Below are 20,945 nucleotides of genomic sequence, written 5' to 3'. Positions count from 1 at the left end.
GAATTCATTCGCCGCCGTTCAACCGTAACTCAAGCGCGACGGCGTGCCACGCTGGATCGGCACATCGAACAGCCGGGGCCGGTCGCCGGCAAACGACTCGCGCAACAGGGCCGACAGTTCGTCGGGCTCGGTCACGCGCTGCGCTTCGACGCCCAACGATCGAGCCAGACCCACCAGGTCGACCTCCGGCTCGTTCAAGTCGAGACCCACGAAGCGGCCGGCCGAGGCCTGAGGCAGTTTCATGCCCTGGGCGCCGACCTTGAGGATCTGGTACTGCGCATTGTTGCAAATGACGAACGTCACCGGCAGCCGGTACCGTGCGGCCGACCACAGTCCCTGCACGCCGTACATCGTGGCGCCTTCGCCCAACAGGGCCAGCACCGGGCGCTCGGGCCAGGCCAGCTTGACGCCCAGCGACAGCCCCAGGCCCCAACCCAGCGCCCAGCCTCGATGACCGAAGTAGCCGCTCGGGTCGCGAATCGCGCCGAGCCGCTCGAGCGTTGTGCCGGTCGACGTCACGGCTTCTTCGATCACGGCGGCGTTGGCCGGCAGCACTTCGGCCACCGCGCCCATCAGGGCCAGCGGCGTCAAGGGACGGATCGGACGTTGACGGGCAATCTCCGCGACGAGTGCCTGCCGCGCCGCGGCATGTTTCTGCGCCCAGGCGGCGCCGCGCGAACGGGCCGCTTCGCGGTTGGCGGCGGTTAGGTGCGTGTCGAGCGCGTCGCTCAATTCGGCCAGCGCCGGCTGCAGATGGCCGAGCACGCTGACTTCTTCGGGAAAGTTCTTGCCCAGTTGCCAGGGATCCTGGTCGATGTGCACCAGCCGGATGTGCTCGGGAATGGCCCGCGCCGGTTCGTGGTAGACGTACTCGCGCAGCAGGTCCATACCGACGACCAACAACACGTCGTATTCTTGAAGTCGCTGGCGGACCTCGGGCGACCACAGCGGCATGCCCGGCGCGGCCAGCGGATGATCGGTCGGAAAGCTGAGCCGGCCGTGCGTGGTGCCCGACTCGTGCATCACCGGGGCACCGAGCCGTTCGGCCACGGCCACCAGCTCGGCGACCGCGCCGCATTCGGTCACGCGACTGCCGGCCAGGATCGCCGGATTCGCGGCGCCGGCCAGCACTTCGGCCGCCCGGCGCAAGGCCGCGGCCGGCGGGCGGACCCGGGGGTCGGGCACGCGCGGTGGCGTCAGGTCGAGGCCTTCGGCCAGCTCGGCCTGGATGTCGACCGGGATCGAGAGAAACACTGGGCCGGTCGGCGGCGTCAGGGCGATCTGCACGGCGCGGCGAATCGCGTGCGGCACGTCGCCCAGGCGAATCACTTCGTGTGACCACTTGGTCCACGGCCGTGCGACACGGACCATGTCGCCCCAGAGGATCGGTTCTTCGAGTGCCAGCCGGCGATCGCGCTGGCCGGCGGTGACCAGCAGGGGCGTGCCCTCGCGAAAGGCGTTGTAGAGCATGCCCATCGCGTGGCCCAAGCCGCAGCTGACGTGCAGGTTGACGACGCCCACCTGTCGAGAGGCCTGCGCGTAGCCGTCGGCCATCGCCATGACGGGAATTTCCTGCAGGCCCAGCACGTACTGGATCCGCGGATGATCGACCAGCGCGTCCATGAGCGGCAACTCGGTCGTGCCCGGGTTACCGAACAGATAGCGCACGCCGGCATCAGCCAGCATCTCGAGGATGGCATGGGCGCCGGTGCGGGTCATGGCAAGGCCACCAAGGGAGGGCTGAACACGGGAAACCGAAGTTCCCAGAGTTTACGCCCCCCGCGGCGGTTTGCCACTTGGACGGCGATCGGCCGTGGTCTGTTCCGGCGACCGAAGGCTTGCGCCTGTGATCCGGAGGAGACGCGCCGGGCCATGCGTGGCGTGCTTAATACCAGCGGCGCGGCGTGCGCTGTGGCTGACCGTGCACCGGCGGCAGAGGCCGCAGGGCGCGGCGCGAGGTGCGCGGCTGCGGCGGCGGAATCTCTTCGGCCGGCGTGGGCTGGCCCTGCGGCATCACGCCACCGTCTTCCCACATGGGCTCGGTCGAGTAGGGCGCGCCGTGCGGCAAATGCATGTAGTCGTGCGGCGGCCCGGCATATTCGCCGCAGCAATTGCACGGATCGCAACAGGCCGGGTTGCTCGCGCAGGTGGCCGGTGGCACACGTTCGCAGCCCCATCCGCACGCGCCGCAGCAGGGATCGAAGCCGCAATGATGCATGGGGAACAAGCAGAACACGGCGTCGAGCAGGCAGCAGCCGCTCGACGAGCTGATCACCAGGGCCGCAAAGCCCGCCAGCATCACGCGTTTCATCGCACCGACCCATCCTTCCCAAGGGTTGCCAGCAGGCCCTCCTGCGCGGAGCTACCTGCGCAGGAATCTATCGACCAAGGAGGGCCGCAGAATCGAGAAAATCGCTACAGCCGGCCGATCCGCGCAGGCTTGCCAGAGTCCGGGCCGTAGGCGCAAAGCGAGCCACGCGAACGTGATGTGGCGACGGGCCGTCGGCGGTGCGCGCGTGAGGTCGGTGGCCGCGAGCCGCAATTCCGGGAAACCGAGCATGCTCGTCGCCGCCCCGGACGATCTGGCGGCCGTCTGGCTGCGCCGCCGGTACCAAGGCACATTTCACTTGGGCCGGCGCCGTCGCAGGGGCGGCGGCTGCTCGGTGAGCCACTGCCGGGTGAGCAAGTCCTCGCGATCGTCGACAAACACGAGCCGCTCGCCCGGCTCGCCGATCAACTCCTCGAGCAAGGCCAGGTCGCGTTCGCGCCCCGGCTTGAGGATCGAGCTGATGATGCCCGGCAGGTAACGCCGGCGGTGTGTCTGCGCGAACTGCCGGGCCTCACGGAAGTAGGCCTTCCAATCGGCCGTTCGCTGGTTGACGTCGGGCGATGTTTGAAACTCGCGGCTCTTGATCTCGCGGCAGAGCCCGAACGGCAACTGGTCGGCCATCGAGTCGACGCCCAACAGCGTCGCGACGCCGAGGTACATAGGATCGCGATGGCCGCAGGGATAACAAACCAGGTCGGGGACGGCGGCGAGCCATTCGGCCAGGGGCTCGAGCGCCTCGTCCATCTCGAGAAAATCCTGCCGTCGGTGGGACGAGATCGGTTTGCGCGGATCCTGGCCGACGATCGGGTAGCGCTCCAGGTCGAGCACCAGCCGCCCCGCGCGCTTGATCCACGGTTCGAGCGGCTCGAGCCAGCGGCGCCGCGCCTCCCAGGCCCGACGGTCGTTCCACGAGGTCAGCATCAGTGCCCCGCCGGGCGCCCAGGGGTGCGCGCCTTGTTCGTCGATGCGCTTCAAAGCCGCGACGACTCCGCTGACGGTGTGCCGCGAGGCATTATTCGGCGGCGCCCAACGGGCATGGACCCAGATGCCCAGCCGGTCGACGAGCGCCGGATGCTCCTTGCGAGCCAGCCGCATGCGCGCGAGCAGCTCGTCAATCTCGCCGGCAAACATCCGCAGCCAATAGCGGCACTGCGGCTCAGGAGTAACGGCATCACTCTGCACGACCGTCGCACACTCTACGCCGGACGAATCAAGGCCCTGCCGTGCAGTCTGGCACAGCCCGCCGCGGTGGCAAGAGTGCCGGTTGGCAGCGGCACTACAAGGGCGGTACGAGGCGGGCGAGCGTGTCGCGAAATTCCTTCAGCTTCAGCGGCATCACCAGCACGGGGCGATGCTCGTCGGTTTTGACCTGCGGCAGCCAAGCGGTCTGCGATTGGCCCAACAGCATGATGGCCGGGATCTGTCGGGTCTTTTCATGCTCGCCCAAGTCGTTGAAGGCGTCGACCGCCGCGTGGCCCAGGTTGCCCGAGCTGTAGATCACACAATCGGCCGCTTTTTCATCGTCTTCGAAGCGGGAGGCGGGTCGCAAGGGGTCGCTGGTCAGTAACACGCGGTAGCCGCTGCGCTTCAGGCCGTCGCGAAACACGTCCTGCATCCGCGTGCTGCCTTCGACGATCATCAACACGCGGCGCTGTTCGGTGGGCAGCAGCCGCGCGGTCCAGCGATCGCGCTCCTTCTGCGAGCCCAAGGCTTGTTCGACCTCGTCGGTTTCGCCGCCGGGCTCGTCGTTCAGGTCCTGGCCCGAGGCCATCCGTCGGGCCGTGATGTTCAGATCGACGAACATCTCGGCGGGCGATTGATAGCGCTTCGACACGTCGAGTTCCATCGCCTTGTTGACGATGTGCACGACCGGCTTGGGCAGCGCGGGATCGACCTTCTGGATCGGTACCACGTCGGTATAGCGCGTCCGGCTGAGCCGCTGAATGCGGTCCTTGGTCTCTTGCAGCGGCGGCTGGCCGGTGAGCATGTTGTAGAAGATGCAGCCCATGAAATAGATGTCGCTGCGCGTGTCGTCCTTGCGCACGCCCGTGGCCCGTTCGAGTCCGGCGTAGTCGATCGTCCGCGGGTTCGACGATTCGTCCTCGGGATCGTCCTGCGTCGGGTCCCCCTCGGAGGCGAGTCCGAAATCGACGAGCCGGGGCACGCCCCGGCTGGAAATCAGCACGTTGGTCATCTTCAGATCGCGGTGACACACGCCGCGGTCGTGGGCATAGCGCATCCCGTCGGCAATGCCGATCATCAGGTGCGTGGCCTCGACCGGGTCGAGCTTCTGCCTCACGCGCACAAACTCGCGCAGGTTTCGCCCCTCGACGAATTCCATCACCAGGAAGTGCGATGTGCCCGACGATACCACCTCGTAGATCGGCACAATGTTTGGGTGCCGCAGCGTGCGGCCGAGCTCGCCCTCGCGGGCGAATTGATCGGTTTGGGCCGGCTCGTCGCAATAGCGCTTGCGCAAGACCTTGAGCGCGACGATCCGGCCGCTCTTGGTGTCGACGGCCCGATAGACCCGGGCAAAGCTGCCCGTCGCCACGCGGTAGAGCACTTTGTACGGGCCGTAGAAGAACCCGGTGCGTTCGCCCTTGAGCAGGCGCTCGACCTGGTAGTTGGTCAATAGCTCGCGCCGCACCAGGGCCTGGACAAAATCGTCGCCGGCGATATTGCGGCGGCCGAATTCGCCCCACACGGCCTGAAGTTGGCGATCGTCCAGCAGATTGAGATCGATCGTCCGCTGGGCGATCTGTTCGGCCGTAAGTTCGCTCATTGGACGACACACCCCAAAGCGGGCGCCCCTCGAAGCACCCGGCCCCAGAGAGGGGGACAATGCGGCGCCGGCCACCACCGCGCCATAATGCATCGTATTCCAGCGGTCCACGGGCCGCAAACAGGCAGCCGCCGACGCGGCATTTCAGCCGATCGACCACCCATGCGCAAAAAAAAAACGCCCCGGTCCGTGGAGCATTGGACCGGGGCGAATCGATGCCAAAGGTCTGCAGGGGGACCTTCGGCGTGCCACGCGAGGTAGGTGGGTTCCGAGTGGAGGCAGGAGAATTGGGAGGCAGGAGCCGGCCGAGAAGAGAAGACCGCGCTGGTTCAGTTGCCTTCGAGCTGCTGGCGAAGATCGTCGCGCTCGCGGCGGGTGGCTTCGAGATCGAACATCAGGTACTTCATGTCGAGCCGCAACTGCGACAGGGCGTCCTGCACAAGGCTCAAGATGCGCCGGCGACGCTTGGTGCTCTCGATCACCCGGGCCAACAACGGGTTGAGCGACATCCGCTGCTCCTCGGGCAGTTGTTCGACCGCCACGATCAGCTCTTCGAGGTCCTGGGGAAGCTCGTCAGCATGCTGCTTGATGATCCGCTGTGCGTTGCTCATTGCTGGCTCCTCGAAGGGCGTTTGGGTGGTGATTTCTTGTTTAGCAGAGGGTGTGCCAAGGGGCGAGCAATCGGCTCGCGATTGCGTAACCGCCTTTCAGTAAACGAGTTGTGGAAAGCCGCCGAAACACAGCCGGGAGCAGCTCTGTGGCGGGCAGGCAACAACCGCTCTCGCCGCGATGCGCAAATCCTGTTACAAGCACGCCTTACGTCGAAGTTGCCCCGCGCAGCAGGAGGTTGCGTTTGGGCATCGTCGCGCACGTCTGGGCCAAAGCACCGTGGATGGGAGCCACTGGCAGCCTCGTTTGCTCGTTCCGTTGGTGTTGGCTGCTGCGCTCGTGGGCCCTTGGGCCGCGTCGCGACTGCTGGCCCAGGGGGCCTACCGCGACGACTTCTCCGGGCTCGAAACCGCTTGGCGCCCGGTGGGGGCCGACGGCGCGCATCAGGTGGTCGCGCATCGGCGTCTGCCTACCCAGGGGCACGCCGCCGCAGGCTGCGAATTGCTCGAGGTTTCGGCTTCGAACGCGAGCTACATCCACTACGTCCACGAGGTGCCCGCGGCCCGGCTGATCGAAGAGCTGCAGGCGAGTGTGTACGTGCGATCGGATCGCCCGGGCGTGCAATTGATGGCGCGCGTCGTCTTGCCGCGCACGAAACATCCGCGCAGCGGCGGTCCGCTGGTTACGTATCTGCGCGGCACCAGCGCCGCGGCCACGGGCGATTGGCAGTTGCTGCAGGTCGGCAACCTCGTCGCGTTGCTCGGGCGCCAGGCCCCGGCCTTGCGGGCCGAATGGGGTAGCGGCGTCGATTTGGCCGAAGCGTTCGTCGATGCGCTGGTGTTGAATGTCTATGGCGGTCCCGGTACGACGACCATCCTGATCGACGATTTGGAAGTCGTCGGCGCCGTATCGCCCACTGCCGTGGCCTCGGACACGCGCGAGCCGCCCTCCGTCGATCTGCCCGGCAGCGAGGCTGACAACGCGCGGCACGACCGCGTCGAGCTGCAGGGCGCGCAGTTGCGCGTCGGCGGTCGGGTGTTTGTGCCGCGGCTGCTCGAGTATCGGGGCGAGCCCCTGGCCTGGGTTCGCCAGCGCGGCTTCAACGGCATCTGGTCGTTCGCCCCGCTTTCGCCCGAGGTGTTGAGCGAAGCGCGTGCAGCGGGCCTGTGGATCGTCGGTCCGCCGCCACCCACGGAACAGCCGGTCGACGCCGTCTATGGCCGCATGTTGGCCTGGCTTGTCGGCGAGCATCTGACGCACGAACAGTTCGATGCGATGCGCGTGCGCATCGAACAACTGCGCCGTGCCGACCGCGACGCCGCGCGCCCCGTGGTCGCCGGCGTCGATGCCGATCTGCGGTTGTACAGCCGTCATCTCGACGCGCTGTTGCTCGATCGCGCACCGCTGGGCACCTCGCTGGAGCTGCCGGCCTATCGCCAGTGGTTGCGCAGCCGGCCGGCGCTGGCTCGGCCCGGCACGCCGGCCTGGGTCACCATCCAGACGCAGTTCGACGCCGTGCTCGAGCGACATCTCGAGCAGGTCGCCGGACGAGATGTTCCCGAACCGGTGACTGAGCCCGAACAGTTGCGGCTGGTCGCGTTGGCCGCGGCGGCAGCCGGCGCACATGGATTCTTGTTCCGCTCGCGCGACCGGCTCGACGCGGGCAACGCCTCGACGCTGGCTCGGGCCGCGGCCCTCGAGTTGCTCAATCTCGAGCTGGCCACGCTCGAACCCTGGCTGGCCGGTGGGCAGGCCGTGGCGCAGGTCGTTGGCAATGTGCCACAGGTCAGCGCGACGATGCTTCAACTCGATCGTGCTCGATTGCTGATGCCCGCCTGGTCGGGAACCGGAGCGCAGTTCGTTCCTGGTCAATCGGCCGGGCGCAATGTGACGTTTGTCGTGCCCGGGGTGCCCGAGGCTCACAAGGCCTACCAGGCGACGCCTGCCGGGTTGACGCCGATCGACGCGCTGCGCGTCAACGGGGGCAAGCGCGTGGTGCTCGAAGAGTTCGGTCTGGCCGGAGCGGTCGTGTTTGCGCCCGACCAGGATCCGCAGCTTTTGGGCGGTCTGAATCGCAATCTGGCCGGTCTGCAACAGCGCGCCGCCGAATTGGGCCTGGAGCTGGCGGAAACGAAATTTGCCCGCACGCAGGCCGTGTTGCGGCGACTCGATCCCGGCGCGCAGCGCAACGCCGTACAAAGCGGCTGGATCACCGCGGCGCAAGAACAACTGGCCGATGCCCGCGCCAAGCGCGACGCGGGCGAGTGGAGCGCGGCCTATCTGGCGGCCGACCGCGCGCTGCGCCCCTTGCGGCTGTTGCAGCATTCGCAATGGCAGCAGGCGATCGAATTGACCGGCTTGCCCGTCACCAGTCCGCTGGGCGTCAGCTTCGACACGCTGGGCGAACACGCACGGCTCTGGGCCGGGGTGTCGGCGGCCGCGCTGGGCGCCAATCGATTGGCGGCCGGCGACATGGAAAATCTCGATGCCCTGGTGCGCGCCGGCTGGCGCCATGTTCAAAGCCCGCGCGTCGAGCTGGCGGTCGACGTGGGGCTCTCGCCCGATTCGCCCCACGCGGGCCGTTGGGCGCTGCGCTTGAACTGCCAGCCGCGCCAGGCGCAAGCGGTCGTTGCTGAAGTCGAGGCGCCGACCGTGTGGATCACTTCGGCCGCGGTCCCGGTCGAGGCGGGGCAGTGGGTGCGCATCGACGGCTGGGTCCGCGTCGACCGGCCGATCACCGGCAGCGTCGATGGCCTGATGGCGATCGACAGCCTGGGCGGCGAAGCCTTGGCCGCACGCTGGAACGTCACCGACGGCTGGCAGGCGTTTACGCTGTATCGGGCCGCCGCCGCGTCGGGCGCGGCCTCGATCACATTTGTACTCACCGGCATCGGCACGGCCTGGATCGACGACGTGGCGATCACGCCGGTCACGCTGCTGCCCGGCGCCCCGCTCGAGACGGCGCGGCGCCCGGGGGCCGTCGCGCCCCGGGTCGGCGTGCGGCAGCCGGCGTTTTCGCCGCCCCCGGTGCGGCGCTAGTCGTCCTGCGGTTATGATCGCCGCTCGGCCGCATTGCAGATCCGCGCACCTGTCCGCGCGGCGATGCTCGCTCTTCCACGGCACCCGGCGCGCGGCGGCGAACGATGGCTGAATCCCAGGTGGTGATGCTGACCGGCGCGGCGAGCGGGATCGGCCGCTATCTGGCCGGCGAGCTGGTCGCGCGCGGCGATCGACTGCTGGCTTGCGACATCGCCGCCGAGCCGCTCGCGCAACTGACCGCACGCTGGCCGGCCGATCGCGTGCTGCCGCAGGTGCTCGACGTCCGCGATCCCGGCGCCTGGCGCGCCGCCATCGATCGCGTGGTCGAGCGCTGGGGGCGCCTCGACGTGCTGCTCAACGTGGCCGGCATCATCCAGCCCGGGCTGGTCCACGAGACCGCGCCGCCCGACATCGATTGGCACATCGACGTCAACGCCAAGGGCGTGATGTACGGCACGCAGGCGGCCGCCGCCGTGATGGTGCGGCAAGGCGCCGGGCACATCGTCAACATCGCCTCGATGGCCGCCTTGGCGCCGATCCCGGGAATCGCCTTCTATTGCGCTTCGAAATGGGCCGTGCGCGGGTTCACGCTGGCCGTGGCGCAAGAGTTGCGCCCGCGGGGCGTGAAAGTCAGCGTGATTTGTCCCGACGCCGTGCAGACGCCGATGCTCGACAAGCAGCTCGATTTTCCCGAGGCGGCGATGACCTTTTCGACGTCGCATCCGCTCACGGCCGAGGACGTCGGCCGCGCGGTGCTCGATCGCGCCTTGCGACGCGGGCAATTGGAAATCGTGCTGCCCGCCTCGCGCGGCTATCTGGCCAAGCTGTCCAGCATGTTTCCGAGCCTGATCGGGCTAGTGCAGCCGGGAATCCTCAAGCAGGGCCAAAAGCGCCAAGCCGAGGCCCGGGCCCGTCACACGGCGCAACGTTCGTAAACCGATCAGGCCGGGTCGAGATACTCCACCCCCGCCGGGTAGTTGCCGATCTCGATGTGGTAGCCGTTCGGGTCGTGGAAGAAGATCTGCGTCACGTCGCGGTCGGGCACGTAGTTGCGCACGTACTTGATGCCGCGCTCGTCGAGCGCCCGGGCCACGCCCTCGATGTCGGCCGTGTGCAACGCCACGTGGTCGGCCCGGGTCGAGATGTCCTCTGGCAGACTGCCGGCCTGCTCGTCGATGATCAAGTGGATCTGCAGCCCATAGCCGTAGAGCCAAGCGCCGGGAAAGCTGAAGTTGGGCCGCTTGATCGAGCGAAAGCCGAGGACGTCGCGATAAAAGCGGATCGTCTCGTCGAGCTTGCTGAGGTCTCGCGTGCTGCGGGCAATGTGATTGACGCTCGTGAGCGGCAGCGGGGCAGGCATGGCGGCGGGTCCGGAGGAGGTGCGGAAAACTCGGCTCTTGCCCGCGGATTCTCGCACAGCGGCGGCGAAAAGCAACGCGTGGCGGCTAAACTTGGAGTCGCAAGTTGCTTCCTCGAGGAAGTTGTCGCATGCCCTAGAGAGGTCCGCGAAGTGACCAGATCGTTCACGCAGACTTTTTGGCAGTACCGGGCGACGAATCCGGATTTGTTTTCATCCGTCTATCATTGGATGAATCTCTTGGAGGGCGTCGCCTGGTGCATCTTTGGCGCACTCGTCGCAATGCGCTTTGCGCGGAACCGTCGCTCTGCTTGGGAACCCATTTACGCCACCGCATTTCTGGCATTCGGCCTGAGCGATTTCCTCGAAGCCTATCGGCTGCGACCGCTGCTGATCCTGGCCAAGGGCTTTATCCTGGTTGGGCTCATCGGACTGCGCCGGCAGATCATGGCGCGGTATTACCCTGGCAGCAGGATCTATTGAAGCAGCCAGGTCGCGGGCGCTCACCGCGTGGCGTGGCGCCGCGGCGCACGCTATTCTTACGCCCGGGCTCGCTCGTTCCCCCTCGACCTTGGCCTGTTTACGGTGGTGGCTGCCATGACGTTTGATCCCGCGCTCTTGGGCCGGCTGGCCCAATTTGATACGCCGACCATTTGCAACATCATCGAGCTGTTCGACGCGCGGCCGCGGAATCGCGGCTACATGGATCAGCGGATTCGCTGCAACTTTCCCGAGTTTCCGCCGATGGTCGGCTTCGCCACGACGGCCTGCTTTCGCAGCGACAATCCGCCGGGCAAGGGCGACGCCTACGCGAGCCTCGAAAAACAAATCGAACAATTCGGCTGGCTGCCCGGGCCCGCGGTGGTCGTGTTCCAGGATCTCGACGAGCCGAGCGTGGCCGCCACGTTTGGCGAGGTGATGTGCTCGACCTACAAGGCGTTCGGCTCGGTGGGCCTGATCACTTCCGGCTCGGGGCGCGACCTGGACCAGGTTCGGGCCATCAAGTATCCGGTGTTCACCGGCTCGACCAATTGTTCGCACGCCTACTGCCACATCTTGCACGTGGGCCTGCCGGTGCGCGTCGGCGGGCTGGTGGTCGAGCAGGGCGACTTGTTGCACGGCGATTGCAACGGCGTGACGAGCATCCCGATCCCGCTCGCTGGCCCGATCGTCGAGATCGGCCAGCAATTCGTTGCCGCCGAACGCATCGTGCTCGACTATGTCAACGGGCCCGGTACGAAGACCGTGGCGGGCCTGGCCGCGGCGCGTAAGGAGTTTTCCGGCGTCGTGGCCGAGCTGTCGAAGCGGGCCCAGGCCCTGCTCAAGTAGCTGCGAGCGCGGCGGCCGCTAGACTTTCGTCGGCGTGGGCTCGCCGATTTCGGCCAGCCAATTCTCGACGATCATCGACCAGCTCGTTTCGCGCACGGCGAAATCCCGGCCCGACGCGCTCAGCCGGTTGCGGCGTTCCGGATCGTCGGCTAGCGCGGCGATCGCGTCGGCCAGTTGCTGCGGCTGCTCGGGCTCGACGACCACGCCCAACTCGTTCTTGACCATCAACTCGGCATGCTCGCCGCGGGCCGTGAGAATCACCGGCACGCCGCAGGCGAGCGACGCTGCAACTTTGGCTAGGCGCATTTGCCCGGCGACGGGCATGTCGCGCACCGTGGCCACCGAGGCGTAGGCCACTGAATAGGTCCGCGGCATGCGCTCGTAGGGCGCGTCGCCAAAGACAACGTTTGGCAGGCCGCGCTCTTCGGCCAGCTTGACGATCCGCGGATGCTCGGGACCGTCGCCCAGGATGACAAACCTCAAGTCCGTGCGGTCGCGCAACAGCGTGGCCGCGTCGATCAGCGTGTCGAGCGAATGGTAGTAGGCCTGCGTACCGACGTAGAAGAAGCCTTGCTTACCTTGCAGTTGCCAGCGCTCGAGCAGTTCCGGGTCGGGCGGCAGGGGCTGCAGAAACTCGGTATCGGCCCCGTTGGGCAGGAAGGTCACTTTGCCGCGATCGATGCCCCGGCCGACGAAATGCTCGATGAACTGGTGCGTGACGGTCGACACCTTCCAGCTTTGGCGCAGGAACAGGTTCTCCAGCGCCAAGGCGAGCTTGAGAAACCACTCGCTGCGCACGAAACCGAGTTGCTTGGCCACGTCGACCTGCAGATCGGGCACGTTATAGACGTACGGCACGCCGCGAAACCATTTCATCGCCAGGCCGACGATACCGACTGACAGCGGCTGCGATTCGAGGAAGATGACGTCAGGCCGCGGACCGAAGAGCGCCGCCCACAGCACCGACCACGTGAAGCTGAAATAGTTGGCCAGCCGCTTGAAGATCGACCGGCCCGACGCGGCATAGATCCATACCCGGCGAACCGGGATGCCGCCGATCGTTTCGCGCCGCTTGTCGCGTCCGGCGGCGCCGGCGTATTCGGGAAAGATCTTGCCGACCGGGTAATTCGGCAGCCCGGTGAGCACCTCGACGTCGATCCCGCGCCGCTGGAGCTGCTTGGCCATCGAGGCCAGCCGGATTTGCGGCGCGCCTACCTCGGGCGGGTAGTACTGTGTGATGATCAGCCATTTGCGTCGCGCCGGCGCTGCGGTCATAGCGGCTGGATGGCTTTGGCAACGGGGATCGACAAGGCGACACGCACGGCGCGGATGCTATACGACTAGGACTGGGGTGCCGGGTGTTCGGCCATGATGCGCTCGATCGTTGGGGCGATCGATGCAGCGATCGCCTTGTGGCCGGCCGGCGTGTAGTGCGAATCGACCTTGAAGCGAAAAGCCCGGCGCTCCTCGGGCGTGTACTTCCACAGGTCCGGCAGCGGATCGTGCAGGTAGCAGCCGATCTGCGCGGCCAACTCGCGGTACCGCGCCTGGTACGGCGTCGGGTCGCTCGACTCTTCGGTGAACGGCCACATCGGCAGCAGCACGATCAGCACCGGCGCCCGGCTCTCGCCGGCCCAGTTCGAGACAATCTTGCTCAGCAGCTTCCAGTCGGGATGATCGGGCGAGGCATACTCGGGCAGCGGCTGAAAGCGCGTGATCTTCTGGGCCAGGTCGCGGAGGCCGAGTTTCTTGACCACCTCGCGCAGCCCGGCGTGCGGCACACCCCAGTTGACGTGTTTCAGGTCTTCCGGCGACATCGACTCCTTGGTCAGGGCCGCCTTCGGCACCGGGATGTGGTGCAGGGTAAGCTCGTCGTTCTCCAGCAGGAAATAGGGCTTCGCGTAGATCACCTTTTCGCCGCGCTCGCCGGCGAACGTGCGAAACCGGTTGGCCACCCGGCCGATGTTCTCGACGTACAGCCCGATCACGAGCAGGTCGTACTCGACGTCGGCACAATCTTGAAAGGCGATGTAGTGCTGGTCGGTGCCCGTGCCGGGGAGGCCGTAGTTGTAGACCTCGAGATGGGGGACCATTGCTTCGAGCTGGTCGCTATAGCGGTCGGCGTTGGCCACACCGTCGCCGGCGGTCATCGAGTCGCCGAACAAGATCGCGCGGAACTTGCCGGGCGTGCGCTCCTTGACGAACTCGCGGTTCGAGCGAAAGCCGGCCGCGTTGGTCTGCAACAGGTAGCCACCGGTCTCCCAAGGCACGCGCGACTTCACGCTCGGCATGAGCGTGTAGCCGATGCGGGGATGATACCGGGAGAGCGATTTCCACATGCGTCGATTCGCTGACCGCCGACGTCACCTGGGTTTGTCGTGGCCGGGCTTGCGGCCGTACTTTTCGTACATCCGCTGCCGGCGTTCGACGACCAAGGCGTAATGCTCGGCCGGCCAATCCTTGTAGTAGTCGGTCTTTTTCAGCGCTTCGCAGCCTTGCAGCACCGCTTCGAGGCTGTTGGCGATGACGATGAAATAGGGCTCGTTGGGCGGCGATCCAGGATAGCGGCTGACCGTGGTCTTGGCTTCACCCGTGTTGAGGAACACGTCGTCGCAGATCATCTCGGCGTTGAGGCTCTCGACATAGTCGGTCAAACCCCAGGCAAACTTCGTCCGCGGCGGAAACGCCATCACCAGCGTCGTCAGGGTCGGCGACAGGCGCACCTTGTCGGCACAACTGCGAATAAACTCGCGAACGTTGCCCGATTCCCAGACTTCGACGGCCAAGGTCTTTTGTTGGATCGCCTGCTTGGCGAACGGGCAGGGCGGAAACTTGTAATCGTAGAACGCATTCTTGGCGTTGACGAAGTTATGCACCCAATCCCAGAGATCTTGCTCGATCTGCTCGCGTAAGCATGTCGCTGTGCTCATGCCCAACTGTCCCCTGTAGTTTCGCGCGCCGGGGGTCGGGCATTGGGTGCCCCTGGTCACACTGGCCTCGAACACATCCTTGCTGTGAGTTCTCCATGAAATCGAGCCCACCGAAATCCGCATGTTGCCCCGCGGATTGCCTACCCCTGGGATTGCCTACCGCACGGTCAGAACATCGTATAGCACAGGATGCTCACGCTGCCATCGTCGGCGTGCGCCGCATCGGCCACGGCCGTGGCGATCTCTTTAAGCCGCGGTACCATCGCCGCCAGGTCGGTCTCACCCTGCCCCTGCCAATATCGCGCCAAGGCTTCGAGCAGGCCCTCGGGCGTACCGCCGCCAGGAAACTCGAAATCGGCCGGCTGCATCTTGCCCAACAGCGGCTGCTCGTAATAGGTCTTCGCTCCCGGCTCGCCAGCCAGGGGAAAATAGGCCTGCTGCCCCGCGGCCTTGCGCCGCGCGGCCAAGGGGACGATGACCTCGTCGAACAGGGCGCCGGCCAGAGCACGCGTACGGTCCACTTCAGTCGAGCTCATATTGGCTTCTCCAGTCTTCGTCGCCCTGCATGGCCGGCTGCTCTTCTTTCCACAACAACCAATCTTCCAGCACCAGCAAGTCCATGTCGGTCCGCATGAAGCAGCGATAGGCGTCGTTCGGTGTGCACACGATCGGTTCGCCCCGCACGTTGAAGCTCGTATTGACGAGCACCGGGCACCCCGTCTGCCCGTAGAACGCTTCGAGGATGCGGCGGAACTCGGGATGCCCGTCCTCGGCGACCGTTTGGATGCGTGCGCTGTAGTCGACGTGCGTGACGGCCGGAACGTCGCTGCGCGGTTGATTCAAGATCGGCAGCATGTCGTCGCCCTCGGACACGCTGCGCTGCATCGCGACCTGCCGGCTGGGCTGTACCGGGGCCACGAGCAGCATGTAGGGGCTGATCCCCTCGAGGTCGAAATACTCGGCCGACTTTTCCGCCAGCACGGCAGGCGCAAACGGCCGGAAGCTCTCGCGGAACTTGATCTTCAAGTTCATCTTCGACTGCATGTCGCGCTGCCGCGGGTCGCCGATGATCGAACGCGAACCCAGTGCGCGGGGACCAAACTCCATCCGCCCGCTGAGCAGGCCCACGACCTTGCCTTCGGCCAGCGCCGTGGCGATCATCTGGGCTCGTTCTTGCGCATCTTCGATGCGGTGATGGGGAGCATCCTGGCGATCGAGGAAGGCCTCGATCTCGTGCGGCGCAAAGCCGGGGCCCAGATAGCTGCCCTTGAGCGAGTCGCGCTGGCCTTCGAGCTTGCGCGGTGCGCCGTACAACTGGTGCGAGACCAGTTGCGCGGCGCCCAAGGCGCCGCCGGCATCGCTGGCGGCCGGCTGCACGAACAGCCCGTCGAGCTGCGACTCGCGCCACACGCGGCCGTTAGCCACGCAGTTGAGCGCCACGCCGCCGGCCATGCAGACGTTTTTCGAGCCGGTCAACTGGCAAGCGTGCGCGACGAGCTTGAGCATCGCTTCCTCGGTCACCTGCTGGACCGAAGCGGCCAGGTCCATTTCGCGGCGGGTGATTTGCGTCTCCGGCTTTCGGGCCGGGCCGCCGAACAGCTCATCGAAGTGGGCATTGGTCATCACGCCCGAGTCGAGATAGCCGAAATACTTGGTGTTCAAACGGAACGAGCCGTCGTCGAGGAGGTCGACCAGGTGCTGCCGAATCTTGTCGGCATACTTGGGCTGGCCATACGGCGCGAGGCCCATCAGCTTGTACTCGCCCGAGTTGACCTTGAAGCCGCAGTAATAGGTGAAGGCGCTGTAGAGCAGCCCGAGCGAATGCGGATAGCGAATTTCCTTGAGCAATTCGATCTGGTTGCCCTGACCGTGGCCCAGCGTGCAAGTGGCCCATTCGCCGACGCCGTCGATCGTCAGGATGGCCGCCTCTTCGTAGGGCGAGGGATAAAAGCAGCTCGCGGCATGCGCCATGTGATGGTGCGTCACGAGCAGCTTGGGCCGCAGGCCGAGCACCTCTTCAAGGTCGTCCATCAGCCGCGCCTTGGCGCCGAGAAAGGCCCGGCAAGCGTCGGCAAACTGATCGCGTCCGCCAGGGGCGACGCTGACGGTGTTCTTGACGACCCGATCGAAGGTCAACAGCGAGCTGTCGTAGAACGCCACCGAGGCGATCTCCGACGGGTCGATGAACGCTTCGCCCAGGCAGTAGTTGACCGCGTTGCGGGGAAACCGAGGATCGTGCTTGACGCGCGAAAAGCGCTCTTCCTGCGCGGCCGCGATGATCTCGCCGTCGCAGACCAACGCGGCAGCCGAGTCGTGGTAAAACGCCGAGATGCCGAGAACGTATTGCTTCAAAGTGCCTACCTCGCCTGCTTGCCCGGCTTGACGGACTTGCGCCGCCGCAGGCCAATCGCCTCGGGACGCCGTCGGAAGGGGGCGCACCAACGTGCGCGACGGCGGTCGAAAGACCGACCTTGGGCCCCCCCCTCAGGTCGCTCCGCACCGCAACTACAGCCCATCACCTTAGCTAGGCAAAGAACGCAAAGTCAACCATGCGGCAGGCTTGGAATCAGCCGCGCAAGCGTTGCGCAAGCACCTTGCCGACCGGTCGCGCCGATGCTGCCGATTGGACGAAAAACGCTGGCCCCCGGAGCCCTCGCCGCGGCCTCGCCGGGTGGGGGGAAACCGGGTATCAGGCGGCCGGGTAGAGCCGCCGCAGGATCACCCAGAACAGGGGCAGGTAGATGATGTCGGCGAAGAACACGGCCCCCAGGAACGCCGGCGGCAGGTTGCCCAGCGCCACGTGGTAAATGGCCAGCAGCGAACCGGACAACTTGCTCAGAAAGCCCAGCAACAGGTGATGCCGGTTTTCGGCCGGGTGTTCGGCGACCAGCCAGTAGCCGACGCCAAACAGCATAACCAGCGCGCCGACCAGTTGAATCGGCAGCACCATGGCCGGCGTCTTGTGTACGCCGATCATTTTGAGCTGCTCGTGATAGAACAGCAGCATGCTCAACCCGGCCAGCAGGTTGAAGCACGCCGCGAACCGCAGCACGAACGTCATCCAAGGTCGCAAGGGGCGCATGCCCGTGGGGCCTCCTGGTCCCCATGCCTCGCCGGGAATCCGACGAGGATCGCGTGGACGTCGATCAACCGGCTTGCACCGCTGCGAACTGCTCGGCAAAGGCGCGTATCGCTTCGACGCCTTGACGGTCGCAGAAATCGCCGAATGTCTCGCCGTTGATCCGCTGCTGCTTGAAGAAGGCCAGGGCCGGTACCAGCGTCGGCACGATTTCCTCGAGCGGTACCAGGTCCTTGTACAAGGTGTTCAGCCGGTTGCCGAGCAGCCGGCCACCCAGATAAACGGTGTATTTGCCGACCGCCTTGCCAACCAGGCCAACGTCCGAGTTGAACGGCCGCGCGCAGCCGTTGGGGCAGCCCGTCATCCGAACCGTAAACGCTTCGCTCGACAGGCCCAGCCGGGCCACTTCGGTCTCGAGCCGATCGATCACGCCGGGTAGGGCCCGTTCGCTCTCGGTGATCGCCAGGCTGCAGGTCGGCCAGGCGACACAGGCCATCGACCAGCGGCGCACCTGCGAGATCTCGTGCGAGAGCTTGACGCCATGCTCGCGCAGAATCTGCTCGAGCCCCGAGCGCTGATCTTCCGCCAGGTCGGTGAACAACAAGCTCTGATGAGTGGTCAACCGGACGCCGGGCTGCAGCTCTTGCAGGAGCACCCGCAGCGCCGTCTTCAGGCGGAAGTTGCCTTCGTCTTTCACGCGGCCGTTTTCCACGTTCAGCCCGTAGAACCAGCGGCCGTCGCCCTGTTCGTGCCAGCCCAGGTGATCGTCGAAGCCGCGTACGTCGTCGGGGTGCGGCTCCGGCAGCTTCTGGCCGAAAGCTTGCTCGACCGCTTCCTTGAACCGTTCCAGGCCCCAGTTGTGAATCAGGTACTTGAGCCGGGCCACCTTGCGGTCGCTGCGATTGCCGTGGTCGCGCTGGACCTTGATGATCGCCTCGGCCACGTCGAGCACCTGGTCGGGTCTTACATAGGTGAGCCGCTTGGCGATGGCCGGGAAGGTCTTCTTCGCGCTGGGGGTCATGCCGAAGCCGCCGCCGACCAGCACGTTGTAGCCGACGACGTTGTAATCCTCGCAGATGGCCATGAAGCCCAGGTCTTGCGAATAGATGTCGACGCAATTGTCGCCCGGCAGGCCGACGGCGATCTTGAACTTGCGCGGCAAATAGGTGCGGCCATAGATCGGCTCGATTTCCTCGCCGGCGGCGCCATGCGCCGCGGCGCCGTTGACCAATTGCGGCTCGGCGCCTGGTTCAGCGACCCAGATTTCGTGGTAAGCCGGCGTGCGCGGGGCCAGGTGTTGGACGAGCCGGTCGCACATCGCCTTCATCTGGCCGTGCACCGGGTCGCCGTTGATCGGCGCGGGGCAGCACATGATGTTGCGCACGACGTCGCCGCAGGCCGCCAAGGTTGACAGCTCGATCTCGTTGATCCGGTGAATCACCGGCCAGAGGTTTTGTTTGACCACTCCATGAAACTGGATCGCCTGGCGCGTGGTCAGACGGATGTTCGCGTTGCCCAACTGGTCGCCGACGTCGAGCTGCGCCAGGAACTGGTCGGCCGTGAGCTGTCCGCCTGGAATGCGGACGCGGACCATGAAGCTGTATTCCTTTTCGCGCTTCTTGCCGGCCGCGGCCGTCTTCTCGCTGCGGACATCGCGATCGTCTTGCTGATAAGTGCCGTGGAACTTCAGCAGTGTGGCGTTGTCCTTGTTGAACGCCGACGTCTCGCCTTGCAACTCCTCGCGGATCGTGCCGCGCAGATAGTTGCTGGCCTGCTTGGTTTTCTCGACAGGGCTCAGCGCCGAGCCGGACGGTTCTTCGTCGGACATGTCTTCGGAGTCCAAAAGGGCACGGTCACGCGCGACTTGCGGCCCGCGCTTGGGTTACGTAAGCAAGATGATCAACTTAGTCATCTTAGTATAGCTTGCGCGACCGGAATATACAAACTGGACTACCCAGAGGCCACGCCAGGTTCGAGGTGGGAGACCCGGGTGCGGCGATTCTCACGCCCGCAATGGGTGACGGCAGCCTGCCGCGCCCGGTACGATTGCAGGCGCTATGGGCCAATCGAGATCGCACAAGCCGCCCTTGGGTGAGTTCATGCGGGGTGGGTGGGTCGTCTTTTTGGCCACCGGGGCCTGGGTTGGGAGACTGCCGGCGCCCGGCACCTGGGGTGCTCTCTGGGGTGTCGTGCTGGCATGGGCCGTCCAGCAGGTGGCGTCGCCTTGGGTGCAAGTGCTCCTGATCGCCGCCATTTTTGCGGCCGGAGTTCCACTGTGCACGGCCGCGGCGCGGCGCCTCGGGGGCGAAAAAGATCCCGGATCGATCGTCTTCGACGAGATCGCCAGTCTGCCGGTGACCTTCTTCCTGGTGCCCATGGACAACTGGGTCGTGGCCGCCTTAGGTTTCGGGCTGCATCGGCTGTTCGACATCAGCAAGCCTCCGCCGACGCGTCGGCTCGAGCACCTGCCCGACGGTTTGGGCATCATGGCGGACGACCTGATGGCGGGCGTGTACTCGAACCTGGCGCTGCGTTGCGCGCTGAGCCTGCTGGCCGGAGCCGGTTGGTTGTAGGGGTGCAAAGACGGCATCACGGAGCCTGCACGGCATGACGGCGCGACTTCTCGACGGCAAGGCCTTGGCCCAGGAAATCCAGGCGGAAATTGCCCGCGATGCCGCGGATTTTACGCAGGCCACCGGCGTGCAGCCGTGCCTCGCGGCGGTGCTGGTGGGCGACGACCCGGCCAGCGAGGTCTATGTGCGCAACAAGCGCCTGGCCTGCGAGCGGTCCAACCTGGCGAGCCAGCTCTTTCGACTGCCGGGCAGCACGACGCAGGCCGAGTTGCTCGAACTGGTCGCGCGGCTGAACGCCGACTCGCAAGTGCACGGCATCCTTGTGCAGTTGCCGCTCCCGCGAGGCATCGATGCGACGGCCGTGCTCGACGCAATCGATCCGCTCAAGGATGTCGATGCGTTTCATCCGGACAACGTCGGGCGGTTGATGCAGGGTCGCCCGCGCTATTTGCCGTGCACGCCGCACGGCATTCAACAGTTGCTGACCCGCAACGGCATCGAAGTCGCGGGCCAGCACGTCGTCGTCGTGGGGCGCAGCGACATCGTCGGCAAACCGATGGGCATGATGCTCGTACAGCGCGGGCACGACGCGACGGTCACCATTTGCCACAGCCGCACGCGCGACCTACCGGCCGTCACACGCACGGCCGACATTCTGATCGTCGCGATCGGTCAGGCGCGGTTCGTCACGGCCAACATGGTCCGGCCCGGCGCCACGGTGATCGACGTGGGCATGAACCGCGCCGACGGCAAACTATGCGGCGACGTCGATTTTGATGCGGTGCGGTCCGTGGCCGGCGCGATCACGCCGGTGCCGGGCGGCGTGGGCCCGCTGACAGTCACGATGCTGTTGGCAAACACGCTCGTGGCCGCGCGAAAACTGCAGGTGTGATTTGCGTTTTATGGCCCCCCCGA

General features: G+C 66.0%; 19 protein-coding genes. 6 read left to right on the top strand and 13 right to left on the bottom strand.

Annotation, left to right across the window (positions count from 1 at the left end; genetic code table 11):
* Positions 1 to 18: 18 nt before the first annotated feature.
* The 5 genes from K1X74_01770 to K1X74_01750 all read right to left on the bottom strand — a co-directional run bounded on the left by K1X74_01770 (position 19) and on the right by K1X74_01750 (position 5,725).
* Positions 19 to 1,719, bottom strand: coding sequence for a hypothetical protein (locus K1X74_01770; protein MBX7165053.1), 1,701 nt, complete (start codon positions 1,717 to 1,719; stop codon positions 19 to 21).
* Positions 1,720 to 1,885: 166 nt separating this feature from the next.
* Positions 1,886 to 2,311, bottom strand: a complete 426-nt coding sequence (locus tag K1X74_01765; protein MBX7165052.1) for a hypothetical protein — start codon at positions 2,309 to 2,311, stop codon at positions 1,886 to 1,888.
* A 312-nt stretch (positions 2,312 to 2,623) separates the two neighbouring features.
* Entirely contained in the window at positions 2,624 to 3,511 is an 888-nt protein-coding gene (locus tag K1X74_01760) for a hypothetical protein (GenBank protein MBX7165051.1), read from the bottom strand.
* Between the two features lie 94 nt (positions 3,512 to 3,605).
* Entirely contained in the window at positions 3,606 to 5,114 is a 1,509-nt protein-coding gene (locus K1X74_01755) for a protein kinase (protein MBX7165050.1), read from the bottom strand.
* A 329-nt stretch (positions 5,115 to 5,443) separates the two neighbouring features.
* Entirely contained in the window at positions 5,444 to 5,725 is a 282-nt protein-coding gene (locus K1X74_01750) for a transcriptional regulator (protein ID MBX7165049.1), read from the bottom strand.
* A gap of 304 nt (positions 5,726 to 6,029) precedes the next feature.
* Between K1X74_01750 and K1X74_01745 the strand changes: the two genes are divergently transcribed.
* Entirely contained in the window at positions 6,030 to 8,762 is a 2,733-nt protein-coding gene (locus K1X74_01745; protein MBX7165048.1) for a hypothetical protein, read from the top strand.
* Positions 8,763 to 8,866: 104 nt separating this feature from the next.
* Positions 8,867 to 9,697 carry an SDR family oxidoreductase gene (locus K1X74_01740; GenBank protein MBX7165047.1) on the top strand — a complete coding sequence of 277 codons (831 nt, stop codon included), beginning with the start codon at positions 8,867 to 8,869 and terminating at the stop codon, positions 9,695 to 9,697.
* A gap of 5 nt (positions 9,698 to 9,702) precedes the next feature.
* On the opposite strand, the gene K1X74_01735 is transcribed toward K1X74_01740, so the two are convergent.
* Entirely contained in the window at positions 9,703 to 10,122 is a 420-nt protein-coding gene (locus tag K1X74_01735) for a VOC family protein (GenBank protein ID MBX7165046.1), read from the bottom strand.
* Positions 10,123 to 10,272: 150 nt separating this feature from the next.
* On the opposite strand from K1X74_01735, the gene K1X74_01730 reads away from it, so the two are divergent.
* Together K1X74_01730 and K1X74_01725 are read left to right on the top strand one after the other, a co-directional pair.
* Positions 10,273 to 10,602, top strand: a complete 330-nt coding sequence (locus K1X74_01730) for a hypothetical protein (GenBank protein ID MBX7165045.1) — start codon at positions 10,273 to 10,275, stop codon at positions 10,600 to 10,602.
* A 114-nt stretch (positions 10,603 to 10,716) separates the two neighbouring features.
* Positions 10,717 to 11,448, top strand: coding sequence for an RraA family protein (locus K1X74_01725; protein MBX7165044.1), 732 nt, complete (start codon positions 10,717 to 10,719; stop codon positions 11,446 to 11,448).
* Positions 11,449 to 11,466: 18 nt separating this feature from the next.
* Here the strand turns inward: K1X74_01725 and K1X74_01720 are convergent, their stop codons facing one another.
* From K1X74_01720 to K1X74_01690, 7 genes are all read right to left on the bottom strand, one after another.
* Positions 11,467 to 12,723, bottom strand: coding sequence for a glycosyltransferase family 4 protein (locus tag K1X74_01720; protein ID MBX7165043.1), 1,257 nt, complete (start codon positions 12,721 to 12,723; stop codon positions 11,467 to 11,469).
* A 65-nt stretch (positions 12,724 to 12,788) separates the two neighbouring features.
* On the bottom strand, positions 12,789 to 13,787 hold the full coding sequence (locus K1X74_01715) for an SGNH/GDSL hydrolase family protein (GenBank protein MBX7165042.1): 999 nt from the start codon (positions 13,785 to 13,787) through the stop codon (positions 12,789 to 12,791).
* 24 nt (positions 13,788 to 13,811) lie between these two features.
* Positions 13,812 to 14,378, bottom strand: a complete 567-nt coding sequence (locus K1X74_01710) for a hypothetical protein (GenBank protein MBX7165041.1) — start codon at positions 14,376 to 14,378, stop codon at positions 13,812 to 13,814.
* A gap of 167 nt (positions 14,379 to 14,545) precedes the next feature.
* Complete coding sequence (locus K1X74_01705; protein ID MBX7165040.1) at positions 14,546 to 14,914, bottom strand: hypothetical protein; 369 nt, start codon at positions 14,912 to 14,914, stop codon at positions 14,546 to 14,548.
* Positions 14,901 to 16,730, bottom strand: coding sequence for a carbamoyltransferase (locus K1X74_01700; GenBank protein ID MBX7165039.1), 1,830 nt, complete (start codon positions 16,728 to 16,730; stop codon positions 14,901 to 14,903). The genes K1X74_01705 and K1X74_01700 overlap by 14 nt, the downstream gene beginning before the upstream one ends.
* A gap of 337 nt (positions 16,731 to 17,067) precedes the next feature.
* Positions 17,068 to 17,460, bottom strand: a complete 393-nt coding sequence (locus K1X74_01695) for a hypothetical protein (GenBank protein MBX7165038.1) — start codon at positions 17,458 to 17,460, stop codon at positions 17,068 to 17,070.
* Between the two features lie 64 nt (positions 17,461 to 17,524).
* Positions 17,525 to 19,285: an NADPH-dependent assimilatory sulfite reductase hemoprotein subunit gene (locus K1X74_01690; GenBank protein MBX7165037.1), complete on the bottom strand. Its 1,761-nt coding sequence runs from the start codon at positions 19,283 to 19,285 to the stop codon at positions 17,525 to 17,527.
* Positions 19,286 to 19,514: 229 nt separating this feature from the next.
* Between K1X74_01690 and K1X74_01685 the strand changes: the two genes are divergently transcribed.
* Both K1X74_01685 and folD read left to right on the top strand, forming a co-directional pair.
* A complete protein-coding gene (locus K1X74_01685; GenBank protein MBX7165036.1) occupies positions 19,515 to 20,030 on the top strand; it encodes a phosphatidylglycerophosphatase A in 516 nt (171 codons plus the stop codon).
* 34 nt (positions 20,031 to 20,064) lie between these two features.
* On the top strand, positions 20,065 to 20,922 hold the full coding sequence (gene folD, locus K1X74_01680; protein ID MBX7165035.1) for a bifunctional methylenetetrahydrofolate dehydrogenase/methenyltetrahydrofolate cyclohydrolase FolD: 858 nt from the start codon (positions 20,065 to 20,067) through the stop codon (positions 20,920 to 20,922).
* Positions 20,923 to 20,945 lie beyond the last annotated feature (23 nt).

This window comes from Pirellulales bacterium, from assembly GCA_019694435.1.
Classification (GTDB): domain Bacteria; phylum Planctomycetota; class Planctomycetia; order Pirellulales; family JAEUIK01; genus JAIBBZ01.
Note: the sequence above shows the minus strand (reverse complement) of the source record. Positions and strands in the feature narration are given on the sequence as shown.

Excerpts from the sequence above, each read along its gene's own strand:
- K1X74_01770 (MBX7165053.1), bottom strand. The coding sequence starts at position 1,719 with ATGACCCGCACCGGCGCCCATGCCATCCTCGAGATGCTGGCTGATGCC.
- K1X74_01765 (MBX7165052.1), bottom strand. The coding sequence starts at position 2,311 with ATGAAACGCGTGATGCTGGCGGGCTTTGCGGCCCTGGTGATCAGCTCG.
- K1X74_01755 (MBX7165050.1), bottom strand. The coding sequence starts at position 5,114 with ATGAGCGAACTTACGGCCGAACAGATCGCCCAGCGGACGATCGATCTC.
- K1X74_01750 (MBX7165049.1), bottom strand. The coding sequence starts at position 5,725 with ATGAGCAACGCACAGCGGATCATCAAGCAGCATGCTGACGAGCTTCCC.
- K1X74_01740 (MBX7165047.1), top strand. The coding sequence starts at position 8,867 with ATGGCTGAATCCCAGGTGGTGATGCTGACCGGCGCGGCGAGCGGGATC.
- K1X74_01735 (MBX7165046.1), bottom strand. The coding sequence starts at position 10,122 with ATGCCTGCCCCGCTGCCGCTCACGAGCGTCAATCACATTGCCCGCAGC.
- K1X74_01725 (MBX7165044.1), top strand. The coding sequence starts at position 10,717 with ATGACGTTTGATCCCGCGCTCTTGGGCCGGCTGGCCCAATTTGATACG.
- K1X74_01720 (MBX7165043.1), bottom strand. The coding sequence starts at position 12,723 with ATGACCGCAGCGCCGGCGCGACGCAAATGGCTGATCATCACACAGTAC.
- K1X74_01715 (MBX7165042.1), bottom strand. The coding sequence starts at position 13,787 with ATGTGGAAATCGCTCTCCCGGTATCATCCCCGCATCGGCTACACGCTC.
- K1X74_01710 (MBX7165041.1), bottom strand. The coding sequence starts at position 14,378 with ATGAGCACAGCGACATGCTTACGCGAGCAGATCGAGCAAGATCTCTGG.
- K1X74_01705 (MBX7165040.1), bottom strand. The coding sequence starts at position 14,914 with ATGAGCTCGACTGAAGTGGACCGTACGCGTGCTCTGGCCGGCGCCCTG.
- K1X74_01695 (MBX7165038.1), bottom strand. The coding sequence starts at position 17,460 with ATGCGCCCCTTGCGACCTTGGATGACGTTCGTGCTGCGGTTCGCGGCG.
- K1X74_01690 (MBX7165037.1), bottom strand. The coding sequence starts at position 19,285 with ATGTCCGACGAAGAACCGTCCGGCTCGGCGCTGAGCCCTGTCGAGAAA.
- K1X74_01685 (MBX7165036.1), top strand. The coding sequence starts at position 19,515 with ATGGGCCAATCGAGATCGCACAAGCCGCCCTTGGGTGAGTTCATGCGG.
- folD (MBX7165035.1), top strand. The coding sequence starts at position 20,065 with ATGACGGCGCGACTTCTCGACGGCAAGGCCTTGGCCCAGGAAATCCAG.